This is a genomic window from Tunicatimonas pelagia (genome assembly GCF_030506325.1).
In the GTDB taxonomy this organism is placed as follows: Bacteria; Bacteroidota; Bacteroidia; order Cytophagales; family Cyclobacteriaceae; genus Tunicatimonas; species Tunicatimonas pelagia.
The window spans coordinates 6,461,886-6,481,260 of the sequence record NZ_CP120683.1 but is presented as its reverse complement, the minus strand read 5'-3'; the positions used below and the strand labels follow the sequence as shown (position 1 = coordinate 6,481,260).

Annotated in this window: 15 protein-coding genes and 1 pseudogene; 7 read left to right on the top strand and 9 right to left on the bottom strand. The window is 44.0% G+C overall.

Annotated elements, in window-relative coordinates; all coding sequences use genetic code 11:
• Positions 1-1,089 (top strand): glycosyltransferase family 4 protein, encoded by a 1,089-nt coding sequence (locus P0M28_RS27695; protein WP_302206748.1) that lies wholly within the window; start codon positions 1-3, stop codon positions 1,087-1,089.
• Here the strand turns inward: P0M28_RS27695 and P0M28_RS27690 are convergent.
• From P0M28_RS27690 to P0M28_RS27670, 5 genes are all read right to left on the bottom strand, one after another.
• Positions 1,086-2,795: a hypothetical protein gene (locus P0M28_RS27690; RefSeq protein ID WP_302206747.1), complete on the bottom strand. Its 1,710-nt coding sequence runs from the start codon at positions 2,793-2,795 to the stop codon at positions 1,086-1,088. The genes P0M28_RS27695 and P0M28_RS27690 overlap by 4 nt on opposite strands.
• On the bottom strand, positions 2,734-4,101 hold the full coding sequence (locus tag P0M28_RS27685; protein WP_302206746.1) for a hypothetical protein: 1,368 nt from the start codon (positions 4,099-4,101) through the stop codon (positions 2,734-2,736). Before P0M28_RS27685 ends, P0M28_RS27690 begins: the two co-directional genes overlap by 62 nt.
• Positions 4,102-4,104: 3 nt before the next feature.
• Entirely contained in the window at positions 4,105-5,598 is a 1,494-nt protein-coding gene (locus P0M28_RS27680; protein ID WP_302206745.1) for a TolC family protein, read from the bottom strand.
• A gap of 6 nt (positions 5,599-5,604) precedes the next feature.
• Entirely contained in the window at positions 5,605-6,294 is a 690-nt protein-coding gene (locus P0M28_RS27675) for a LytR/AlgR family response regulator transcription factor (protein WP_302206744.1), read from the bottom strand.
• A gap of 448 nt (positions 6,295-6,742) precedes the next feature.
• Positions 6,743-7,837: a sensor histidine kinase gene (locus tag P0M28_RS27670; RefSeq protein ID WP_302206743.1), complete on the bottom strand. Its 1,095-nt coding sequence runs from the start codon at positions 7,835-7,837 to the stop codon at positions 6,743-6,745.
• Positions 7,838-7,949: 112 nt separating this feature from the next.
• On the opposite strand from P0M28_RS27670, the gene P0M28_RS27665 reads away from it, so the two are divergent.
• Positions 7,950-9,458 carry a sulfatase gene (locus P0M28_RS27665; protein ID WP_302206742.1) on the top strand — a complete coding sequence of 503 codons (1,509 nt, stop codon included), beginning with the start codon at positions 7,950-7,952 and terminating at the stop codon, positions 9,456-9,458.
• Between the two features lie 16 nt (positions 9,459-9,474).
• On the opposite strand, the gene P0M28_RS27660 is transcribed toward P0M28_RS27665, so the two are convergent.
• On the bottom strand, positions 9,475-10,815 hold the full coding sequence (locus P0M28_RS27660) for a D-alanyl-D-alanine carboxypeptidase/D-alanyl-D-alanine-endopeptidase (protein ID WP_302206741.1): 1,341 nt from the start codon (positions 10,813-10,815) through the stop codon (positions 9,475-9,477).
• A 290-nt stretch (positions 10,816-11,105) separates the two neighbouring features.
• Here P0M28_RS27660 and P0M28_RS27655 point away from each other — a divergent pair.
• Positions 11,106-11,762 (top strand): annotated as a pseudogene (locus tag P0M28_RS27655) (DUF4276 family protein).
• A gap of 10 nt (positions 11,763-11,772) precedes the next feature.
• Here P0M28_RS27655 and P0M28_RS27650 read toward each other — a convergent pair.
• Positions 11,773-14,652 (bottom strand): outer membrane beta-barrel protein, encoded by a 2,880-nt coding sequence (locus P0M28_RS27650; protein WP_302206740.1) that lies wholly within the window; start codon positions 14,650-14,652, stop codon positions 11,773-11,775.
• Between the two features lie 253 nt (positions 14,653-14,905).
• On the opposite strand from P0M28_RS27650, the gene P0M28_RS27645 reads away from it, so the two are divergent.
• Positions 14,906-15,268, top strand: a complete 363-nt coding sequence (locus P0M28_RS27645; protein ID WP_302206739.1) for a hypothetical protein — start codon at positions 14,906-14,908, stop codon at positions 15,266-15,268.
• A gap of 253 nt (positions 15,269-15,521) precedes the next feature.
• Here P0M28_RS27645 and thiL read toward each other — a convergent pair whose 3' ends face one another.
• Together thiL and mce are read right to left on the bottom strand one after the other, a co-directional pair.
• On the bottom strand, positions 15,522-16,568 hold the full coding sequence (gene thiL / locus P0M28_RS27640) for a thiamine-phosphate kinase (protein WP_302206738.1): 1,047 nt from the start codon (positions 16,566-16,568) through the stop codon (positions 15,522-15,524).
• A 17-nt stretch (positions 16,569-16,585) separates the two neighbouring features.
• A complete protein-coding gene (mce, locus tag P0M28_RS27635; protein WP_302206737.1) occupies positions 16,586-16,990 on the bottom strand; it encodes a methylmalonyl-CoA epimerase in 405 nt (134 codons plus the stop codon).
• A gap of 142 nt (positions 16,991-17,132) precedes the next feature.
• On the opposite strand from mce, the gene erpA reads away from it, so the two are divergent.
• The 3 genes from erpA to P0M28_RS27620 all read left to right on the top strand — a co-directional run bounded on the left by erpA (position 17,133) and on the right by P0M28_RS27620 (position 19,367).
• Complete coding sequence (gene erpA, locus P0M28_RS27630; RefSeq protein ID WP_302206736.1) at positions 17,133-17,459, top strand: iron-sulfur cluster insertion protein ErpA; 327 nt, start codon at positions 17,133-17,135, stop codon at positions 17,457-17,459.
• A gap of 96 nt (positions 17,460-17,555) precedes the next feature.
• On the top strand, positions 17,556-18,956 hold the full coding sequence (locus P0M28_RS27625) for a sigma-54-dependent transcriptional regulator (RefSeq protein ID WP_302206735.1): 1,401 nt from the start codon (positions 17,556-17,558) through the stop codon (positions 18,954-18,956).
• A gap of 27 nt (positions 18,957-18,983) precedes the next feature.
• Positions 18,984-19,367, top strand: a complete 384-nt coding sequence (locus tag P0M28_RS27620; protein WP_302206734.1) for an Hpt domain-containing protein — start codon at positions 18,984-18,986, stop codon at positions 19,365-19,367.
• Positions 19,368-19,375: the final 8 nt, after the last annotated feature.

Genomic DNA, 19,375 nt, shown 5'->3' with positions numbered 1-19,375 from the left:
TTGAGTAGTGATAAAAATAGTAAAAAGAAGTTAATTATTCTCTGTCCTTACCCATTAGGAGGAGCTCCCAGTCAGCGCTTCCGCTACGAGCAATATTTATCTATACTAAAGGACTACGGATACGAGTACCGGATTTATTCTTTTTTAAACACCAAAACTAACCGGATATTATATCGCCCCGGACACTCGTTACAGAAGCTAAGCGGAATTATTTTGGGTTATTTGCGAAGGATAAAGCACCTTGGAGCCATTCGCCGAGCAAATGCTGTACTAATTCATCGAGAGGCTACTCCGTTGGGACCACCCTTGGTTGAGTGGATAATCGCCAAAGTTTTAAAAAAGCCCATCATCATTGACTTTGACGATGCCATTTGGCTGGAAGATAAATCAGGAGTCAACCGCTGGATTTCTCAGCTCAAGTGGCGCAGCAAGGTTGCCAACGTGTTCCGATGGAGTTACAGTGTCAGTGCCGGCAATGCCTATCTGGCCGAATTTGGTCGGCAGCACAATCCAAATACTCTTATCAATCCCACCACAATTGACACCGAGCACTACCACAACCAGCTCGTCAATCAGGATACATCCTTCGTTACTATTGGCTGGACGGGTTCGCACTCTACTTTAAAGTATTTAACATCGATCGTTCAGGTACTAAAACAACTCGCTCAAAATCATACGTTTCGTTTTGTTGTTATTGCCAACCGGCCACCCGAATTAGATTTGCCCAATTTGGATTTTATCAAATGGGCTCAATCAACCGAAGTGGAAGATTTGATGAAGATCAATATTGGCATTATGCCACTACCCGACGACTCTTGGGCGCAGGGAAAATGTGGCTTTAAAGCCTTGCAGTACTTGGCTCTCGGTATTCCAGCAGTAGTTTCGCCGGTGGGGGTTAATCAGAATATTGTGCAAAATGGAGTACACGGCTACCACGCCATCACTAACGACGAATGGTACAATTCACTGGCAAAATTATTAGTTGATGCTCAACTTCGTAAGAACATGGGGCAAGCTGGACAAAAGCAAGTAGTTGACCATTACTCCGTTGTCGCTAACACGCCCAATTTTATGAGTCTGCTACCCTAATAATCATAGCGAACTCGGGCAATATTGGCCCGAAGCCCCAGCGATAAAAAGCTGGTAGATTGATCTTGGTTTACTTCATCAACATCTACAAAGCGATAAATGTAACGAAGGTCTAAAAATACATTATGCCACGCCTGATACGTTGCGGTGGCTTCGGCAATCGTTAGCTCGGTGGGTATTCCCTGAACTAGTTCATTACCATAATTTTGCTCCCGAGTACGGTTATCCAGTAGAATATTATTGCCCCAGTTAGAAGTGAGGGTATCGGCTCCGTACTGGGTGCGGATTAGGCTACCTCTTAAACTGAGGCGAGGCAACGGTTGGTAACGAGCTAGCAGTACTATTTCTCTCAAATTAGCCCCCAGCGGATGCGCCAGTGGCTGGCGATAGTGGGTGTACGAGCGGTATAAATCTTCGTGAGCGTAGGTGTAAGGGCGCACCCGATTGAACTCGAGCTGCAAGTCTAAGTTTTTGATAGCCAACGCATCAATGTACTTTCCTCCAATTTGCAGAGCATATTTATTGCCCCACCATCCCCGATTATCAGTCAGTTCGCTAACGATTAGTTCATCGAGCAGAAATTGACCATAAATATTCAACCGCTTACCGATAATCCAGTCAGCGTCAAAGCCTAATAAGGCATTACCATTGCTACCGTTCTGCTGCTCAATCGCCCGAAAAAAAGCAAATGGGTTTAAGTAGCGAGCATCAAATTGTTCCGACTCATCGCCGTACATAATCGCCTCAAACAGCCCAATATTAATTCGGTCAGTAATATCAATTCCAATGCGATGTAAGGCTAAATACTTAATTGGAAAACTCTGGGTGCCAGACAAACCCGTTTGATTACCAAAAATATCAGCCGTAAGCTGCCCGAGCAAATACGTAAAGTGAATACGCCAAACATTGACATCACCCCGAAAATAGGCGTAATCATTGCTAAAGTCTGAGAGGATTAACGAACGATAACCGTTTCCAATAAAGTGTTTTCCGTATCCTAGTTCTAACCCTACGTGCCGGGTAGCTGAGAAGTTAAGATGTCCGCGAGTCGTGAGAAAGTCCACGCCCCGATCACCGTATCCTTTCCAAAACCCTTGGTACGGCAATGTGAGCGTGCTCTGCACATAATCATAAGCAAAACCGGGGGGAGCCATCTGGTTTTCGCCAATGTAGGTGTAAAAACCAATCTTATCATCAATTGTACCTTCCACCTGAATGCCTCGGGTGTTAATGAAGGGCGTTCCGCTTCGCTCATCGCTGCCCACTCCGAAGTACAGCACCGGATTAACGCGCAGCAACAGACCATCTGTTTTCACCTGCCAAAAATCAGCCGGGCGTTTATAAAAATGCCTCAGTATTGGCTTTTGAATAACGGTACTGCTGCTATCAACGAAAGGCCAGTTATCATTACTGAGGTAAGCGAAGTTGAATTTATCAGCTTGGGAGAGGTTTTGAACATTGAGCGAATCTAGCCATGTTCCAACTGAAGACCGCCGATAGGTTTTGGCATTACTGTCAAAAGAATGAGCTTGTTGCCCCTGAAGTATTTCGTAGCGAGCGAGCAAATGATAGCAATCGTTATTTAGCGGTACTCGGCTTCCCTGGGCCAACCCGATTGACGTAGTAAGCAGCCCACCAAGTAGGCTAAGCAGGTAAACTTTCAGGGCGATGGTCTTGGAGTACAGAGGTGGGTTTTCTCGCTTCATTTGCGTGATGCCAAAGTATAATTAGTCCGGATAGATAAAAGGGGAACATTGGAATTTTGTAGCGTACCAAGCTGCCAAAATTATAGGTAGAAACTCCCACTGCGAACGAGAACGCTACCGCAAACAGTAAGCAGAACAAGATGATTGGATTGCTACCGATGAGGGAAAATGAACGAAGTAAGCCCGCTTTAAAAAATACATACAGCGTGATTAACAAGGTGGCCAGACTTTCTAAAGCCGATAACATCATTACCGGGTTATAGGCCTCCCAGAGGTACGGACGAAACAGCGTAACATTCACTGCTAATGGAAACTTCTGTAACATACCCGTCGGGCTAAAATCATAGTCACCCAATGTGTACACTGACCCACCCTGCTTTTCGCCCACATAGGCTAAATAGCGAGCTGTGATTTCAGCCGTTTCGGATACCTTTTCCAGGGAATAGCGATTATTGCCCTCTCCTACTTTCAGTACAGCATAGTAGCCAATTGCTCCAGCAATTCCAATAATGAACGGAGCGATCATGAGTCTGAGCGGAGTGGAAGAAATCTGCGAGGAGTAACTCATAAAAACCCAAAGCAATGCCGCTGGCAAAAAGCAAAGCGCGATATAAATCTTGATGGAATATATAGTGTAGAGAACAAAAAGCAGTATCAGACTGGAGGAAACTACCGACTTTCGTTCAAAAAATACCCGCACAATGGCCCAGGTGGCCCACCCCAGAGCACCCAACGTAATCGTATCCTTCAGTATTCCTGAACCCCAAAATACTACTGAGGGCACAAAGAGTATAGCCCATGCCAGCATACGGTGCAATCCCGGGTAGAATTTGTAAAAAGCTTTATACATAGCCCATACCCCCGAAAAGCTGATTGCAGCGAATAGTATGGCAATGGCCGCGTAGGAATGTAAAGTAAATAAGCCCAAAATGGCAATAATGCGAACCACGAAATATTCGGTAGGTGACCGAAACCAGTACATACGAACGGCGTAGTTAAATATCTCCGAAGTGTATTCTCCGTTAGCCATGAGTAATTGTAAGCCCACGGCGGGGTCATCGGAAAAAGCTTCTAAGACAATACTGGCATTCTGATGATAGTTAAATGTATCCCCACTGGGTTTTCCCCCACCATAATAGAACTGATAGATAAAACCCACGGCTAAGGCTCCAAAAATCTTCATCCCCAAAGCCGGAATGAAGTAGCGATGTGTCAGAGGATCGGTAAACCAAGGCCGAACCGCAAAAGCGATTGCTAAGACGATGGCTAATACTACCGGACCAATAAGCACATCCAGAAAACCCATAGATTAAAATGTGAGCGGTTTACCAGTATAAAAATCAAGCACTTTTAAGCTGAGTAAATAATTATACTTAGCCTGCAAAGCATCGGCTTCAGCCGCAGTTAAATCATTTTGAGATTGGTTATAGGCGTATACATCAATAGCCTGGGCTTGGTAGCGACGTTCGGTATCTTGAAAAGCCCGTTCAAACTGCGCTAATCTGCGTTCGGCCGCCTGGTACTGCTGGGCATTAGCACGAACATTTAAGTACACCTGCTCAATGGTTTGTCGCAGTACGTTCTGTTGGTTTAGTTCGTTAAGTTGAGCGTTCTCCAGGCTGATTCGGGCGTTAGCCACGTCAGAGCGCACTCGCCAGTTATTGAAGATAGGAATATCTAGGCGAAGCTGAAGAAAGCGTTGGTAGTTGAAGTCTAACTGGTTGAAGTAGGTATTCTCAGTGAAGTCTACCGGTAAATTCTGCTCAGTAAATACTGGTAAACGGTCGCCAGGAGTTAAGCCAGGTACGTTATTCGGAACCACCAAAAAGTCTCCAGTTGGGAGAACGGTAAGAACATTCTCACTACCTGAGGCCGGAATCTGGTCGGGGGCTATGCTAGAATACTGAGAGAATAGCCCCCCTGTCAAATTCAAACTAGGGTAAAACCCAGCTTTGGCAATAGAAATACCGTACTGGGCAGCATCCACTTGGGTCTGCGCTTGCTTAATCTGCGGTAAATTTGTCACGGACTGCTGATAAACCTGATAGGCACTAGTCGGGAGTTCGGTAGAATCAGGTAAATCGACAGTAGGCTCAACAATAGCAATCGGCTCATCTTCCGGAATCAATAGTAATTGCTCTAACTGAAGTTGCGCCAGAGCCAAATTATTGGTAGCACTAATTGTATTAAGCTCATCCGTCGCCCGCTGCGATTCTAGTTGCAGCACATTCCCAATTGGTAAGCTTCCGGCATCTACCAACCGTTGGGTGCGCTCTAGCTGATTTTGGGTGGACTGAGCCGTGAACTGGGCGTTACGAAGCAGTTCCTGGTTAAGCAGAATTTGAACGTAAGCTTCTACCACATCCAGTGTCACTTCATTCTTCTGGGTTTCTAATCCGTACTGGTTACCGAGTAGGTCAAGTCTATTACGCTTGATTGTTTTAAGCTTACGGAAGCCGTTAAACAACTCCAGATTTGCCGTGATACCCAAGTTTTGCTGACGAATGGGTTGGCTAACGTACTCGTTAGTAAAGGGGTTGATGGTTCGGCCAACATTATACTGAAAGTTGGTATTAGCATTTAGCGATGGCAGCAAATCTGCCTTGGATTGCTCTAAGGCTACTTGGCTTTGCAGTACGTTTAGTTCGGTAGTCCGAACAGTGATGTTGTTTTTGATGGCCAGGTCAATGCACTCTTGAAGCGACATCTTACGAGATTCGCGGGGTGAATTGGACTGAGCCCAAGAAGTGTACGGAAGCAAGCAAAGTAGCGTGAAGCTGATGAGGTTGAGTAGGAAGCGCATGGTTCGTTAGTTTCGGTTCAATTTAGCCATAAATTGCTCCCGATACATATCTCCCAACGGAATATCGTGTTTGGCCACGATCAGATTGCGCCGACCTACCGATTCAAGGTGATCAAAATTGATAATATAGCTGCGGTGTACGCGTAAAAACCCAGTTGGAAGGGAAGATTCCAGCGACTTCATGGTAAGCAGGGCGATAATTGTTTTCTGTGTAGTGTGAATCTTCACGTAGTCTTTCAACCCTTCTATGTACTGTATATCGGCAAACCGCACCTTCACCATATCGTACCCCGACTTCACAAAAATATAATCCTCACCTGAGGCTGTCGATTGCTGCTCGCTAGTCAGTGCCTGCTGCGCTTTATTGGCCGCTTTTAAAAACCGCTCAAACGTAAATGGCTTCAACAAATAATCTACCGCATCTACGTTGAACCCCTCCACCGCGTGTTGGGCGTAAGCCGTGGTAAAGACTACTTTGGGCGGTTGCTCCAGGCTTTTGATAAATTGCAGTCCGGTGATTTGGGGCATTTGAATGTCCAGAAATATCAAATCAATTTTTTCTGAGTTCAGTAGTGGCAGCGCGTCTAGGGCGTTACTGAAAGATTTTTCCAGCGACAGAAACGGAACTTTCGCTACAAAGTCTTCTACTAAGTCTAGTGCCAAAGGCTCGTCATCAATTGCAATACATTTAATCATTCCCGGCTAGGTATACGGTGAGTATTTGAGTACTAATCTCTATATCGGAATATCAGTATCTTTGCTCGCTAATAGTACATAAAACCGCTGAGAAGTAATAACCAAACTCAATCTACCCGCAGCCGAATATAGGTCGGTAACATACGCAGAAGCGATCAGAATTTGTTAGCAAACACCGCTAATTTCTTACTTAGCAAAACAAGAACGCTCTTCTTCCGATAGTCTCAGAGATTGTTCATAAATTAATATCATAGACTACTAGACAGCGCACTAAATGATCTGTCGACATCTGCCCCAACCTTTTGCGTACGACCGGGCGGTGGCTCGATAAAGATAGCATTGAGAATTTGGTAAATACTTACATATTCGGCCACTACCTAACCCATTTTCTGATGAAATTTGGTAGTACTTCCAATGCAAAAGTCTTACGACTATCTGTGTTCAGCCACTAACTAGAAAGTTGGAGATTTAGCTCGGTAATGAAGACCTCTTCTTGAGGTTCAACGTGTAATTTGTGCCGATTAGAATACAGCAGGTTAAGCCTTTTTCGAATGTTGACTAGGCCAATACCTGAGTAAACATCCTTCTGCTGCATCTGATTATTCATGGTGTTTTTCACCCTAAACCAAAGCTGCTCTTTTTCAACTTTTAGTAGAATATTGATTTCTGCCCCAGCCTGATGAATGTTGCCGTGCTTAAACGCATTCTCTACGAAGGGCTCCAGCAGCATTGGCGCAATCATTTTGCCTTGCCACCCACCCGATGTCTCGAAAGACAGATGAGCTTCCCGATGAATTCGCAGCCGCTGGAGATCCAAAAAATTATGCAAATGATCAATTTCTTGCTCCAGGCTAATTTGCTCCGCGCTAGAATCATACAAAATATAGCGCATCATCTCCGAAAGCTTAACAATCGCCTTGGGAGCATCTTCCGACTTACGCACCGCCAGCGAATAGATGCTATTTAGATTATTGAATAAGGAATGAGGGTTAATCTGCGACTTAAGTAGGGCTAATTCCGAAGCAATTTTTGCCTGCTCCATATTGTTTTTTTGCTTCTCCGTGCGGAACCATTCCTGAGTCATCTTCAGCCCACCACTTACCGCCAGCACTAGCATACTGAGCAAAGTAGCTCGCTGAATAACCGCTCTTTCGTACCAATCATGCTCGTAGTAGAATTCGGCATTTAGCGTTCGCTGCACCCATAAGTCCCAAAAGTTTACCGTTACAATGCAGGCTAACACCGCCGCAATGTATACGTATACTTTTTTCCGAGCCAATAACTGCGGAATGAGTACCTCGGTATTGGTGTAATAAAAGCCGATCAGTATTAACATCACTAAAAAAATCCGCAAAACCGGAAAGGGGTTCGGATACGGCCAGGCAAATACGGCCACCAATAGGCCAAAAAATGCTACCCAACCCAGTAAGTGGAAGAGTACTTCTTTTTTCTGAGATACGTTTAGTTGAAACGGAATTCCGGCAGCCATACCTGAAAGTACGAAAGCAGCGAAAGCAATACTCGGAAATAAGACTAACCGCACTTTTGCTTAGACCAGTTTGATTCTCTATTCGCTAAAAAAAGATTACCACCAGCCACCTTATTTTCTTTTACTATCTTCGGCCTCTAGCTACACTGTACTAAAACTATTTGCTATGGTCTATTTGCTAAATTACGCTAAAAAACAACTAGCAAATGTATCGCTCGCTTGCTTATGCTGGTCAATTCTTTCTTGCCAATCCTCACAAGAAGAATCACCACCAGCTCAAACAAAATACAATGTATTGTTTATTGCCATTGATGACCTTCGCCCTCAGCTAGGTTGCTACGGCGAAACTCAGATTATTTCACCTCACATCGATCGTTTGGCCAGTCAAAGCTTGATGCTTACTAGAGCCTACGTTCAGCAGGCCGTATGTGCTCCTTCTCGCAATGGAGTGATGACCGGATTACGACCCGATGCTATTGGAATCTATGACTTAGGCACTTTTTTTCGCGACTCGGTACCGAATGTAGTTACGCTACCGCAGCATTTCAAAAACAACGGCTACCAGTCGGAGAGTATTGGTAAGATATATCACCGAGGCCACGGCAATCGGGATGACTCATTATCCTGGAGTCGGGAATCGTGGGTTCCTTCCCGGCGAACTCTAGAAGCGGAGCCGATTAGACGGGGCGACACCGTTGGTCTGGAAGGCAGCTACCCTCAAATTAATGGTAAAAGAATTCCGTATTACGCCACTTCGGTACCAGAAGAGCAATTGGCCGACAACCGTTCGGTGAACTACGCAATGGAAAGGCTAAAGGCTTTGCAAGACACCACATTTTTCATGGCTGTAGGTTTAGTAAAGCCTCATCTTCCGTTTGTAGCTCCGCAACGGTACTGGGATAGGTACGACTCTACCGATCTTATTATTCCTAACCGAATGGCTCCCCATGGCAGTCCAGAATTCTCGTTGGCCAACTTTGGTGAACTACGGAAGTACCACGATATTCCTCCAGAAGGATACTTATCCGGTGAGAAATCGCGTAATCTTATTCACGGCTACTACGCTTCGGTTACCTATATTGATGATTTAGTTGGACAATTACTTAACAAGCTGAATGAGCTTAATCTGGCTGAAAATACTATTGTAGTACTTTGGGGTGACCATGGTTGGAAACTGGGTGAATATGGCAGTTGGTGTAAGCATTCCAACTACGAATACGACACCCGCATTCCGCTTATCGTTAAAGTTCCGGGAATAACTGTGGGTCAAGAGAGTGATGCTCTGGTAGAATCGGTGGATATTTATCCAACTCTATGTGAGTTAGCTGGCTTACCCAATCCAGTTCATTTGCAAGGGCGAAGTATGCTACCGCTTATCACCGATCCCGGCCACTCTATTAAAACGGCAGCCTGGAGTCAGTACCCCCGCCGTAACAATGATCGTTCTTTAATGGGCTATGCTATGCGAATCGACCGCTACCGCTACGTTCGTTGGCAGGAAAGAGATTTAGATCAGAAAATAGTAGCTCGAGAATTGTACGATCATCAAACTGATCCGAGCGAACTTAATAATTTGGCGACTTCGGTAGATAATCAGCAACTAGTGTCTGAACTGGATAGCTTATTCAATGTTGAGTATGAGTTGGCTCATCAGAAAACGTTATCAATCCGATGATAGAGAAAATAGCTAATCAGTACTCTTCGTACAGTTTTCGTAAAACCTGCTCCATTTCTACTTTCAGCACTGAGGATGAAGTGATGTAATTATTGTGCATAAAGCTGAAGATGAGTTTCTTTCCTGATCGGGTAAATAGAAAACCACTGAGGGCGTGCTTATTACTCAACGTACCTGTTTTGGCAAACACGTAAGGCGCACCACCCGGATTTCCGTACCAATGCTCAATGGTACCCGAAACCCCACCTGCCGGAAAGATCGTTTTGATGCGCTCATCAGCTAGCTCTTCATCTACTTTTTGTAGCAGGGCAACAATGCTGCGGGGGGTTTGCAGATTGTAGCGCGACAGGCCTGAACCGTCTACCCAGATGGGTTTGTCTGGTAAATTTGATAAGTAGTTTTCGGTTACGTAATCAATCGTCCATTCCGAGCTGAGTGTATCTTGCTGAGTTGAGGAACATACCAGAAGCAATTGTTCGGCAATAAAATTATCGCTCAGTTGCATCATGCGCTGGTAAACGCTATCCGCCGGAAGGCTGTACAGCGTGTCAGTAAACTCTCCCGGATAATCCGGTAGCCTGCTTACTCGCTGTTTCAGCGTATCTTGCAGTAAATCTAGTACCAGCGAAGCCGATTGGATAAACGGCACATCCCGGGCAAACGCCAGAGTATCGGGTTTGGCTCCGTAGTAAAAAGCATTCTGGTGTCGATCTCGCCGTAGGTAGGACGGTTGGTTGGCATTAGGGAACCCTTGCACAAAGCTGTTGAAGTAGCGCGGATACGGAAAGGGCTTGGCAATATTTTCTTTAAACTGAAAGCGAACCACATTGGCGTAGATCGGAAACACCGACTTCTCGGAAGAATAGTAGTAATTGTAATCTCCCCAAGCCCAGCCCGGCCCAAAGTAATCATCGGTGGTGGGTCGCTCGACGTATACCAATTTGCGATCACTATTTTTGAGAAACTGGTACACTTGATTCTCGTAGGTGGTATCAATACGTTGAATATCCGGATGAAGAAAAGTTGGATCACCCGTTCCCGTAAAGATAAGTGTATCGCTTTGAATTTGATATTGCAGTGCGGGAATAGAATCTCCGAGCATTTTTAATCCAGCATACAATGTGAAAATCTTCGTATTAGAAGCTGGGGTAAAATATTTGTTTGGCTGATACTCATATACCATTTCACCTCGCTCAGTATCGTACAGCGCAAACCCTGTAAAGCTCCGCTCAAAAACCGGCGATTCACCAACCAAGCCCTTTAATTCCCGGCTGCGAACTCCAGGACGGGTAGTGCACGAGATAATGAGTAATACAGTAGCCGTAGCTAAAAGATTGATAGAAGAAGAATACTGCATTCGGGAAAATTAATTACTTTGTTGGTACAACACCAGGCAAATTCGTTGGCGTTGCCTGATGTCTGTATGAATACTGTTGATTAATCAGCTAATATATGCTAAAGAAAATTGACATAGAGAATTTTAAAAGCATTCGGTAAGATTGGTCTATCCGCAGTTTAATGATTTTGAATTAGCTGAAAGTCCCACTGCTCAAGGAAAGATAGTAAAGAATTGAAAGAATGGTTAGGCGATTATACCCTAGGTGAATTGTGGGAAAATAACTTCTTTGGAGGACGACATTAGATAGTATGAAGCATATTTTTCTCATTGTTGAAGGACAGTCGGAAGAGATATTTTATAAAACGATAGTCGGAGAACACTTTCAGGCTACTCATATTCTTGAAGTAACTGTGATGCCTAATAAAAAGAATCAGACCTCACGCAAAAACAAGGGTGGTGCAATCACCTACGATCATTGTATTCAAAATATACATCGCTTTCTGCGCCAAACTTCTCATTGCGAAAAAGTTTTCTTTGTCTACGATTTCTACGGGCTTCACTCTTCCTTCCTAAAGAAATATAGTGGAGTAAACAGTTCAAATGAAAAGGCAGAATTCGTTGCTCAGAGAATTGAAGAGAAAATCAGTAACCCTAAGTTTTCAGTGTTTCTCTAAATGCATGAGTTTGAAGCTTTCTTATTTTCTGATTCTACGAAAGTAACCCAGCATTATCAGAAGAAAGCTTCAAAAAAGGAATTAGATGCCATCTTGGCGAAGTTCAATGATAATCCTAAAGAGATTAACGATTCAGTGCAGACATCTCCTTCCCATAGAATGGAAACATTATTCCCTGAATACGGTAAAACCACCGACGGTGTGGTGATTGCCCAAAAAATTGGTGTTAGCAGAATAGCTCAAAAGTGTCCGAGGTTTGGTGAGTTTATTGATAAAATCAGGAGTACTTAAATCCAAATCCTCACAACTTGAAATTCCGTACCTGATAGGTGAAGGTAAGCATAAAGTACTGCTGGAGCACTTGCGTTTGAACATCCTCAATATACGACTCAGTAATGTTGCGCTGCACACTTTGGTTTTGCTTCAGTAGGTCAAAGACGGATAGTTGTAATTCGCCCCTTCGGTCTTTCAGAAACTTCTTCCCAACGCTCATATTCCATAGCACAAAATTCTGATCGAATCCTTCGGTAAGTCCCGAAAATAACTGATGATTCAGTTGGGTTCGGAAAACTAGCCCTTTTCCAAAAATCCAGGTTAGTTCTCCGTTCGTACTCTGATTAACGAACTGGTCGTTGAGTTCGCTGCGGATTGAATTACTTACCCAATTGTAATTTGAGGTAGAGGAAATAGTGAAATCAACGTTTTCGCTAATGTTGCTACTAAGGGTGAGTCCTAACCCGGCGGTACTGTTGGTGGCCTTGTTTTGCTGCTCGTTGATTAAACCGGGGGTTTGAGCAATATTTCCTGAAAGATTAATATTCAGATTGCTTTTTAACCAGTTGATCGGCTGTCCGTAGGTAACAAAGGTGCGAATACTGCGCTGCTGCCCAATATTAATAGCTTGGGTGAGTTGCCCACCTTCGGCCAGTAAAACACTTCCGTTAATGAGCGTATCTTGATTAGCGATGAACGTGGAGTTTCCAACGTAGTTATCAGTAATTGATCCCGCTAGTAAAGCAAAAAATGTGTTTGACTTATCGGCATTAACCGACGAATAGCGTAAAAACAGATTATGACGATACTCTTGGTCTAAGGCAGAATTTCCCACCGTGAGTTGTAGCGGATTGCTATTATCTATCACATCTTGCAATTGGGTAACCGAAGGGGCTTGGGTGCTAGTACGATAAAACAGACGAAGATTCTTGCTATCGCTAATTTTGTACCGTAGCATCGCTGATGGGAGCAGGTTAGCAAAATCTTGGTTAATGAAACCCTCGGATGGAAATACCTGATCGCTTCGTAAGTTAGCCCATTGGTACTTCACGCTAATCATTCCCATGAAACCTCGGGCTTGCCCAGCACCGGAATGCCGGCTACCGGAATGCCGGCCACCGGAATGCCGGCCACCCGAAAAAAAACGGTAACCGGTTCCAACTGACTGCGTTTGATAGATGCTGGCGAACTCATTGCTCAATGCTGAATCAAGCAACATATGTTCTTGCAAAGCCTCATTAAAACCAAAGGTCTTTTTATTCGAGAACTCCGTCTGGCGATTGGTTTCGGCCGTAATTTGCACCATGCCCGGCCCTAAAGGTTCCGTATAAACCAAGTTACCACCTACATTCCAGCCGTCTCGCGCAAAGTCAGTTTCCTGATTGATGGTATCGTTCAGGCTCTGGTTCGTACCAAACGAGCGATTCTCAGCTAGAAGCAATTGAAAGCCATCCTGCTGATTCACAGTCGTTCTCAATCGGGCGGAGATGGTACGCCCGCGTTTCTCAAAGCGGTGACGAAACAGTAAATTATTGGCAAAGTTGTAGCCACCAATATCAGATGTAGAAGAGTTATTGGTTTGGTTTAGTAGTCTTTCTTCCTGCTCGGTTACTCCAGTTTGGAGCGCACTAGTTTGATTTTGCTGAAAACTCACCCGAGGCTGAATAATTAGTGAGTTGCGAGAATTAATCTGGTAGGTCATCCGCATATTCAGGCGGTGATTGAAATTATCGCTGTAGTTCTGGTTTTCTTCCTGGTACTCCTGCGTAGCATCTTGCTCCAGAAAAAAAGTTCGATTCAGCGATTCCACCGCATCATTTGCACTGCTATTAAAGAAGTAGCTACCGCTAGTTTCCCAGCGTTCTCCCCAAGAATCAGTGTAGTTTAGACCATACGCATTGGTAGTAGAAATACCACTTTGCTGACCTACCAGAAAGTCGTTTACATTACTACCTCCGGAGTTGCGTCTGCCCCGACCGCCTATTGAACCTGCGCCACCGCCGGGCCTTCCCCCTCGGAAACCACCCCGTCGGCCGCCACCGGTACTACTGACTACCCCCAGTAAATCTTCATTTGCAAAGTTCTGTTGGTTGATGTTGTTCGCTTGCCCGATCATAGAGACCCGACGGTCTTTATCGAAGATATTAATGTTTCCGCCAAGTTGGTACTTATCATCGTAACCGTAGCCCGCGTACACTTTACCAAATTGACCATTTCGCTTATTGATCTTCGTAATAATATTAATCGTTTTAACGGTTTCGCCATCATCAAAACCCGTGAACTGGGCTTGGTCGCTTTGGCGGTCGTATACCTGAATTTTATCAATGACTTCGGCGGGTAGGGTTCGTAGTGCTAAAGTAGGATCATTACCGAAAAACTCTTTGCCATCGACCAGCACCTGTTGCACATCTTCGCCCTGGGCTTGCACCTGTCCGTTCTGCACCACCACGCCCGGCATTTTTTTGATGAGATCGGCTGCATCTGCATCCGGGGTTACCTTGAAAGCATCGGCGTTATACTCCGTGGTATCTCCGTTTTGAACAGTGGGAAGTACTTGCCCACTAATTTTTAGTTCTTTAAGTGTTTGAACTGATGGAGCTAGAATAATTTTACCCAGATTGCGATCAGCATTACGCAGCATAACCCACTTTTCGTACGGTTTGTAACCAACGTACGTGATGCGGATTTGGCAACCTGTTGCCGGGAGACTCTCAAAAGAAAACTTTCCCGATTCGTCCGCAATTACGGCTCTTGTTTTTTGCTCATTGCTTACGTCTGATAGTAGGATTGTTGCTCCCGGTAAAGGGTTTTGATCGATACTGTCGACTACTACTCCACTCAGCTTAAAGGTTTGGGCTTGTACCACCGAAGCAAAAAATAAAAAGCTAAGAGCGGCGAAGTACTTCATGCTGATGTGTTGTATAATCGGTTAGACCCATCACATCATAAAAGGTTTAGCCCGCTTTTCAAGATTAGAATAGAAGGCAAGTGATAATATTAATTTTTACTTTAGCTATAGCAATTCAAAATATTGATTTACAATGTTTTATATTGAATAATATAGATTAATAAATGAGGGGTTAACAAATCGTATACTGCTATAATCTCTAGTAATATTACCTTTACTGAAAACCTTCAAGTAGTTAAATAGTAATCGTAGTATGGAAAATAATCCCGAACTCAACGGAAAGTACCTAGGCTCTATCTCCCAGGATTTTGTAGCAGTGGCCGATACACTTAAAGAAGCCTCGTATCAGGTTCGCTCTCGCGGATTTTCTGATTTCCCAATCTTTCCTATCTCTAAAGTAGAAATTCCCATTGGCAACTTGTTGATCGGGCGGGGCGAAATGGCTACCAACTGGCATTACTATATTACCTACCTAGATGAATTTGTTCAAAGAAAGCTAATCGACAGCGAAGATGATTTTAAAAAGGCTTACAAAAATCCGGATGAATTTTGCTGCCTGTTTGTGGTAGATCAAGACTTCACCAACTTTTTATTTATCCCCTACCCGGAAGACTAGGAGGAAGATGTAAGACATGAAAAATGTGAAATATGAGATGTGAGATATGAAAAGAGGAAGGATGGAAGGTGATGATGAATGACTAATGAATGATGAATAATTAGCGGGGAGCGGGGGCTGGGCGGCATTCCGCTTGGGGCAGGGGGTTAATTTGCAATAAGCAATGACTAAAACCCTAAACAAGTTCCAGAGCAAAACTCAAACTACCATAACACCCAGCACTATAACACCATAACACATAAACAAGGAATCTTTATTCTTCACCGTTGAAGTGGTTCCAGCCTTGGGCTTGTAGGTCTACCAGTTGCCCGGCTTTGGTAGCCAACTGAAGTCCACCTTCTTGCTTCTGCGCGTAACCAATGCTGTGAATGTCCGCTTGGTTTTTAATTTTTTCGTAGTCGGCTTGGCTGATTGTGAATAACAGTTCGTAATCTTCGCCTCCGTTTAGCGCGCAGGTGATGGGGCTAAGCTGGAATTCAACCGCTGTTTCGTAGGTTTGCTGATCGTAGGGAATGTTTTCTTCAAAAATTCGGAAGCCTACCCCTGATTGTTTACTTAGGTGAAAAAGCTCAGAAGCTAGTCCGTCAGAAATGTCAATCATGGCAGTGGGTACAATTCCCAAATCCCGAAGCTCATACACTAAATCCATGCGGGCTTCCGGTCGTAGTTGGCGACGCACTACGTAGTTGTACTTATCTAGCTGGGGTTGCTGGTCAGGCGCATCCAGATACACCTGTTTTTCGCGAGCTAATATCTGAAGACCCAGATAGGCTCCGCCCAAATCGCCAGTAACACACACAATATCATTTTCCTGAACCGTACTCCGGCGGGTAATTAGCTGACTCGGAGCAAAACCCACAGCGGTTACCGAAATAACCAAACCAGAAGCAGAAGAAGTAGTATCTCCTCCTACCAAATCTACTTTATAATTTTCGCAAGCGTAACTAATACCTTGGTAGAGAGCCTCTACGGCTTCTACTGAAAAGCGATTACTTAAGCCTAGGTTTACCGTAATTTGCTTAGGGATAGCGTTCATTGCGGCTACATCCGAGATGTTTACCGCTACGGCCTTGTAGCCTAAATGCTCCAGGGGCATGTAGGCCAAATCAAAATGAATACCCTCTAACAACATATCGCTGGTAATTACCATTTGCTCTTCACCAGACTGAACAATGGCTGCGTCGTCGCCTACTCCCAGCACCGTTTCCGGATGGCGAGAACTAAAAGATTTTGTAATTCTATCAATCAGGCCAAATTCACCTAATTGTTCAATGTTGGTTCGGTCAGAGTTGTTAGACATGGGTGTAATATTATACGTTATGACGTTGATACTGACTGGCAAAGTTCTACTAACACCCCATTTGTACTTTTAGGGTGTAAAAAACAAACAATCTTATTATCAGCCCCGGGCTTAGGTTTTTCATTGATAAATACAAACCCCTCACCCTTTAGCCGTTCAATTTCTTCATTGATATTATCTACTTCAAAAGCCAAGTGGTGAACTCCTTCCCCTCTTTTCTCAATGAATTTATTAATCACACTCGCTTCTTCACTGGCAGTCAGCAATTCTAGTTTTGCAGTTCCGGCATCGTAGAAATAAGTAGTAACCTTTTCAGTATCAACGGTCTCTTCTTGATAAACAGGTTTTCCCAATAGGCGGTCAAACAAGTTCTGTGCTTTCTGAGCATCGGCTACGGCAATACCAATATGTTCTAGTCGCATTATGAGAAACTTTTTTTTTCGGGTATAGGTTTTTTACGGTAAGCTGCGTATTGTTATACTTGCGAAACTTGTATAGTCGTACGTACGTATGTTTCGGGATAAACTTACGAGATAATTCACTCAGAATAAATGTTTCTTTGTCATGATTAAGATAACAGATAAAGCGAGAAATAAAATCAGTGCTTTGAGAGAAGAAGAAGGCCACTCTAACAACCATAATGTGCGAGTAGCTGTGAGAGGAGGCGGATGCTCAGGCTTAATGTACGATCTGGAATTTGATAGCCAGATTAAAGATGAAGATCAGGTATACGAAGACCAGGGAGTAAGAATTCTGGTAGACAAACGAAGCCTACTTTATCTTTTGGGTACTACCCTGGACTTCACCGACGGACTAAACGGAAAAGGGTTTCAGTTTATTAACCCCAATGCATCCCGCACTTGCGGATGTGGCGAAAGCTTTTCGGTTTAGCACTCTTTCACTCAACATCTCAAAGCCAAGATCACTTAGAATGATTTTGGCTTTTTTTTGCTCTCTTCTCACTTTGCTGCTGCTAACTAGTAGATTATGTTACCGGAAGAGTGTATTAAGATATTTGCCGTAGAAGACGATCCTACTTACCAAAAGTTTCTCGAGTATACGTTGGGATTGAACCCGGACATTGAAACCCAAATATTTACCACTGGTCAAGAATGTCTGGATAATCTTCACCTGAAGCCCAGCATTGTTACTATCGACTACTCATTACCCGATATGAGCGGTAAAGAGCTACTTGAGAAAATAAAGGCGTATAATTCCGACATTTTTATTATTGCCATATCCGGACAGGAAGATGTTGGCACCGCCGTAGAGCTGCTGAAACTCGGAGCGTTTGATTACATCACTAAAGATCAGGATACGAAAGGGCGACTGCTGCACGCAATTAATAACGCCCGCAACAATCTTTCTCTAGTTAACGAGCTAGATCAGCTCAAGCAGGAAGTAAGCCAAAAATACGAATTCAATAAAAGCATCATCGGCAATAGTCCGGCCATGAAGCAAGTGTTTTCTCTAATGGAGAAAGCGGTAAAAACGAATATTACAGTATCGATCACCGGGGAAACCGGTACGGGTAAGGAAGTAGTTGCTAAGGCTATTCACTATAATTCTGAGCGCAAAGAAAAATCTTTCGTAGCGGTAAACTTAGCTGCTATTCCGAAGGAGTTGGTTGAAAGTGAGTTGTTTGGTTACGAAAAAGGAGCTTTTACCGGTGCTGCAGCCCGGCGAATTGGTAAATTTGAAGAAGCCCAAGGCGGCACCATTTTCCTGGATGAGATCGGAGAAATGGAGCTTAACCTGCAAGCTAAATTACTTCGGGTGCTTCAGGAACGGGAAGTAGTCCGAATTGGGGGTAATCAGGTCACTAAGCTGGATGTGCGGGTATTAGTAGCTACCCACCGCGATCTGGCGGATGAAGTAAACTCTGGAAACTTTCGGGAAGACTTATACTATCGCTTGCTGGGTTTACCCATTCACCTCCCTCCTCTACGCGACCGAGGTAATGATATTATTTTATTGGCTCGTTTCCTTCTTAGCCAGTTCTGTAAAGACAATAACATGGGCGGACTCACTTTCGCTAAGTCGGCGCAGGAGAAACTTATGAAATATAATTTCCCTGGTAATGTACGGGAACTGAAATCTACCATTGAATTAGCAGCAGTAATGGCCGAAGGTCACCTAATTGAAGCCGATGATATTCGCTTTAACAGCGTTCGTAAAGAAGAAAATTTTATTTTAGAAGAGCTTACCATGCGAGAGTACACCTTTCGCATCATTCTACACTTCCTGAAAAAATACGACAATAATGTATTGCTGGTAGCTAAAAAGTTAGACATCGGAAAGTCTACCATTTACCGCTACCTCAAAGAAATTGAAGAATTAGATAGTCAAATGGCTGAATCAAATAATTCTGAGACTGCCTTGGTTTAGTATCACTGATGTAAAAATATGCGTATTATGGAACCCGTAGATAAAATTAATCAGACCGTTAGCAGCCCTAGTATTAGTGTTGATCTAACGTATCTTAAAGAAATTACTGGGGGCGATCGGGATTTTATGACCTCAATCGTGACAACTTTTGTAAACGATGCTCCCAACACACTAGAACGCTTGCAAACAAGTTGTGCCCAATCTAATTGGCATGAAGTGGGGCAAGCGGCTCATCAGTTGAAACCATCGCTTCAGTTTGTGGGATTAAAACCGACATTAGAGCGGATCAAAACCATCGAGCAAAACTGCAAAGAATCATCTGACTTATCTTCGGTTCCTGCGTTGGTGAGTGTGGTTGTTCAAGATATTCAGTACGGTATTGCCGAGTTAGAAGAGCTGTTTCCCGCCTAAACCTAAGG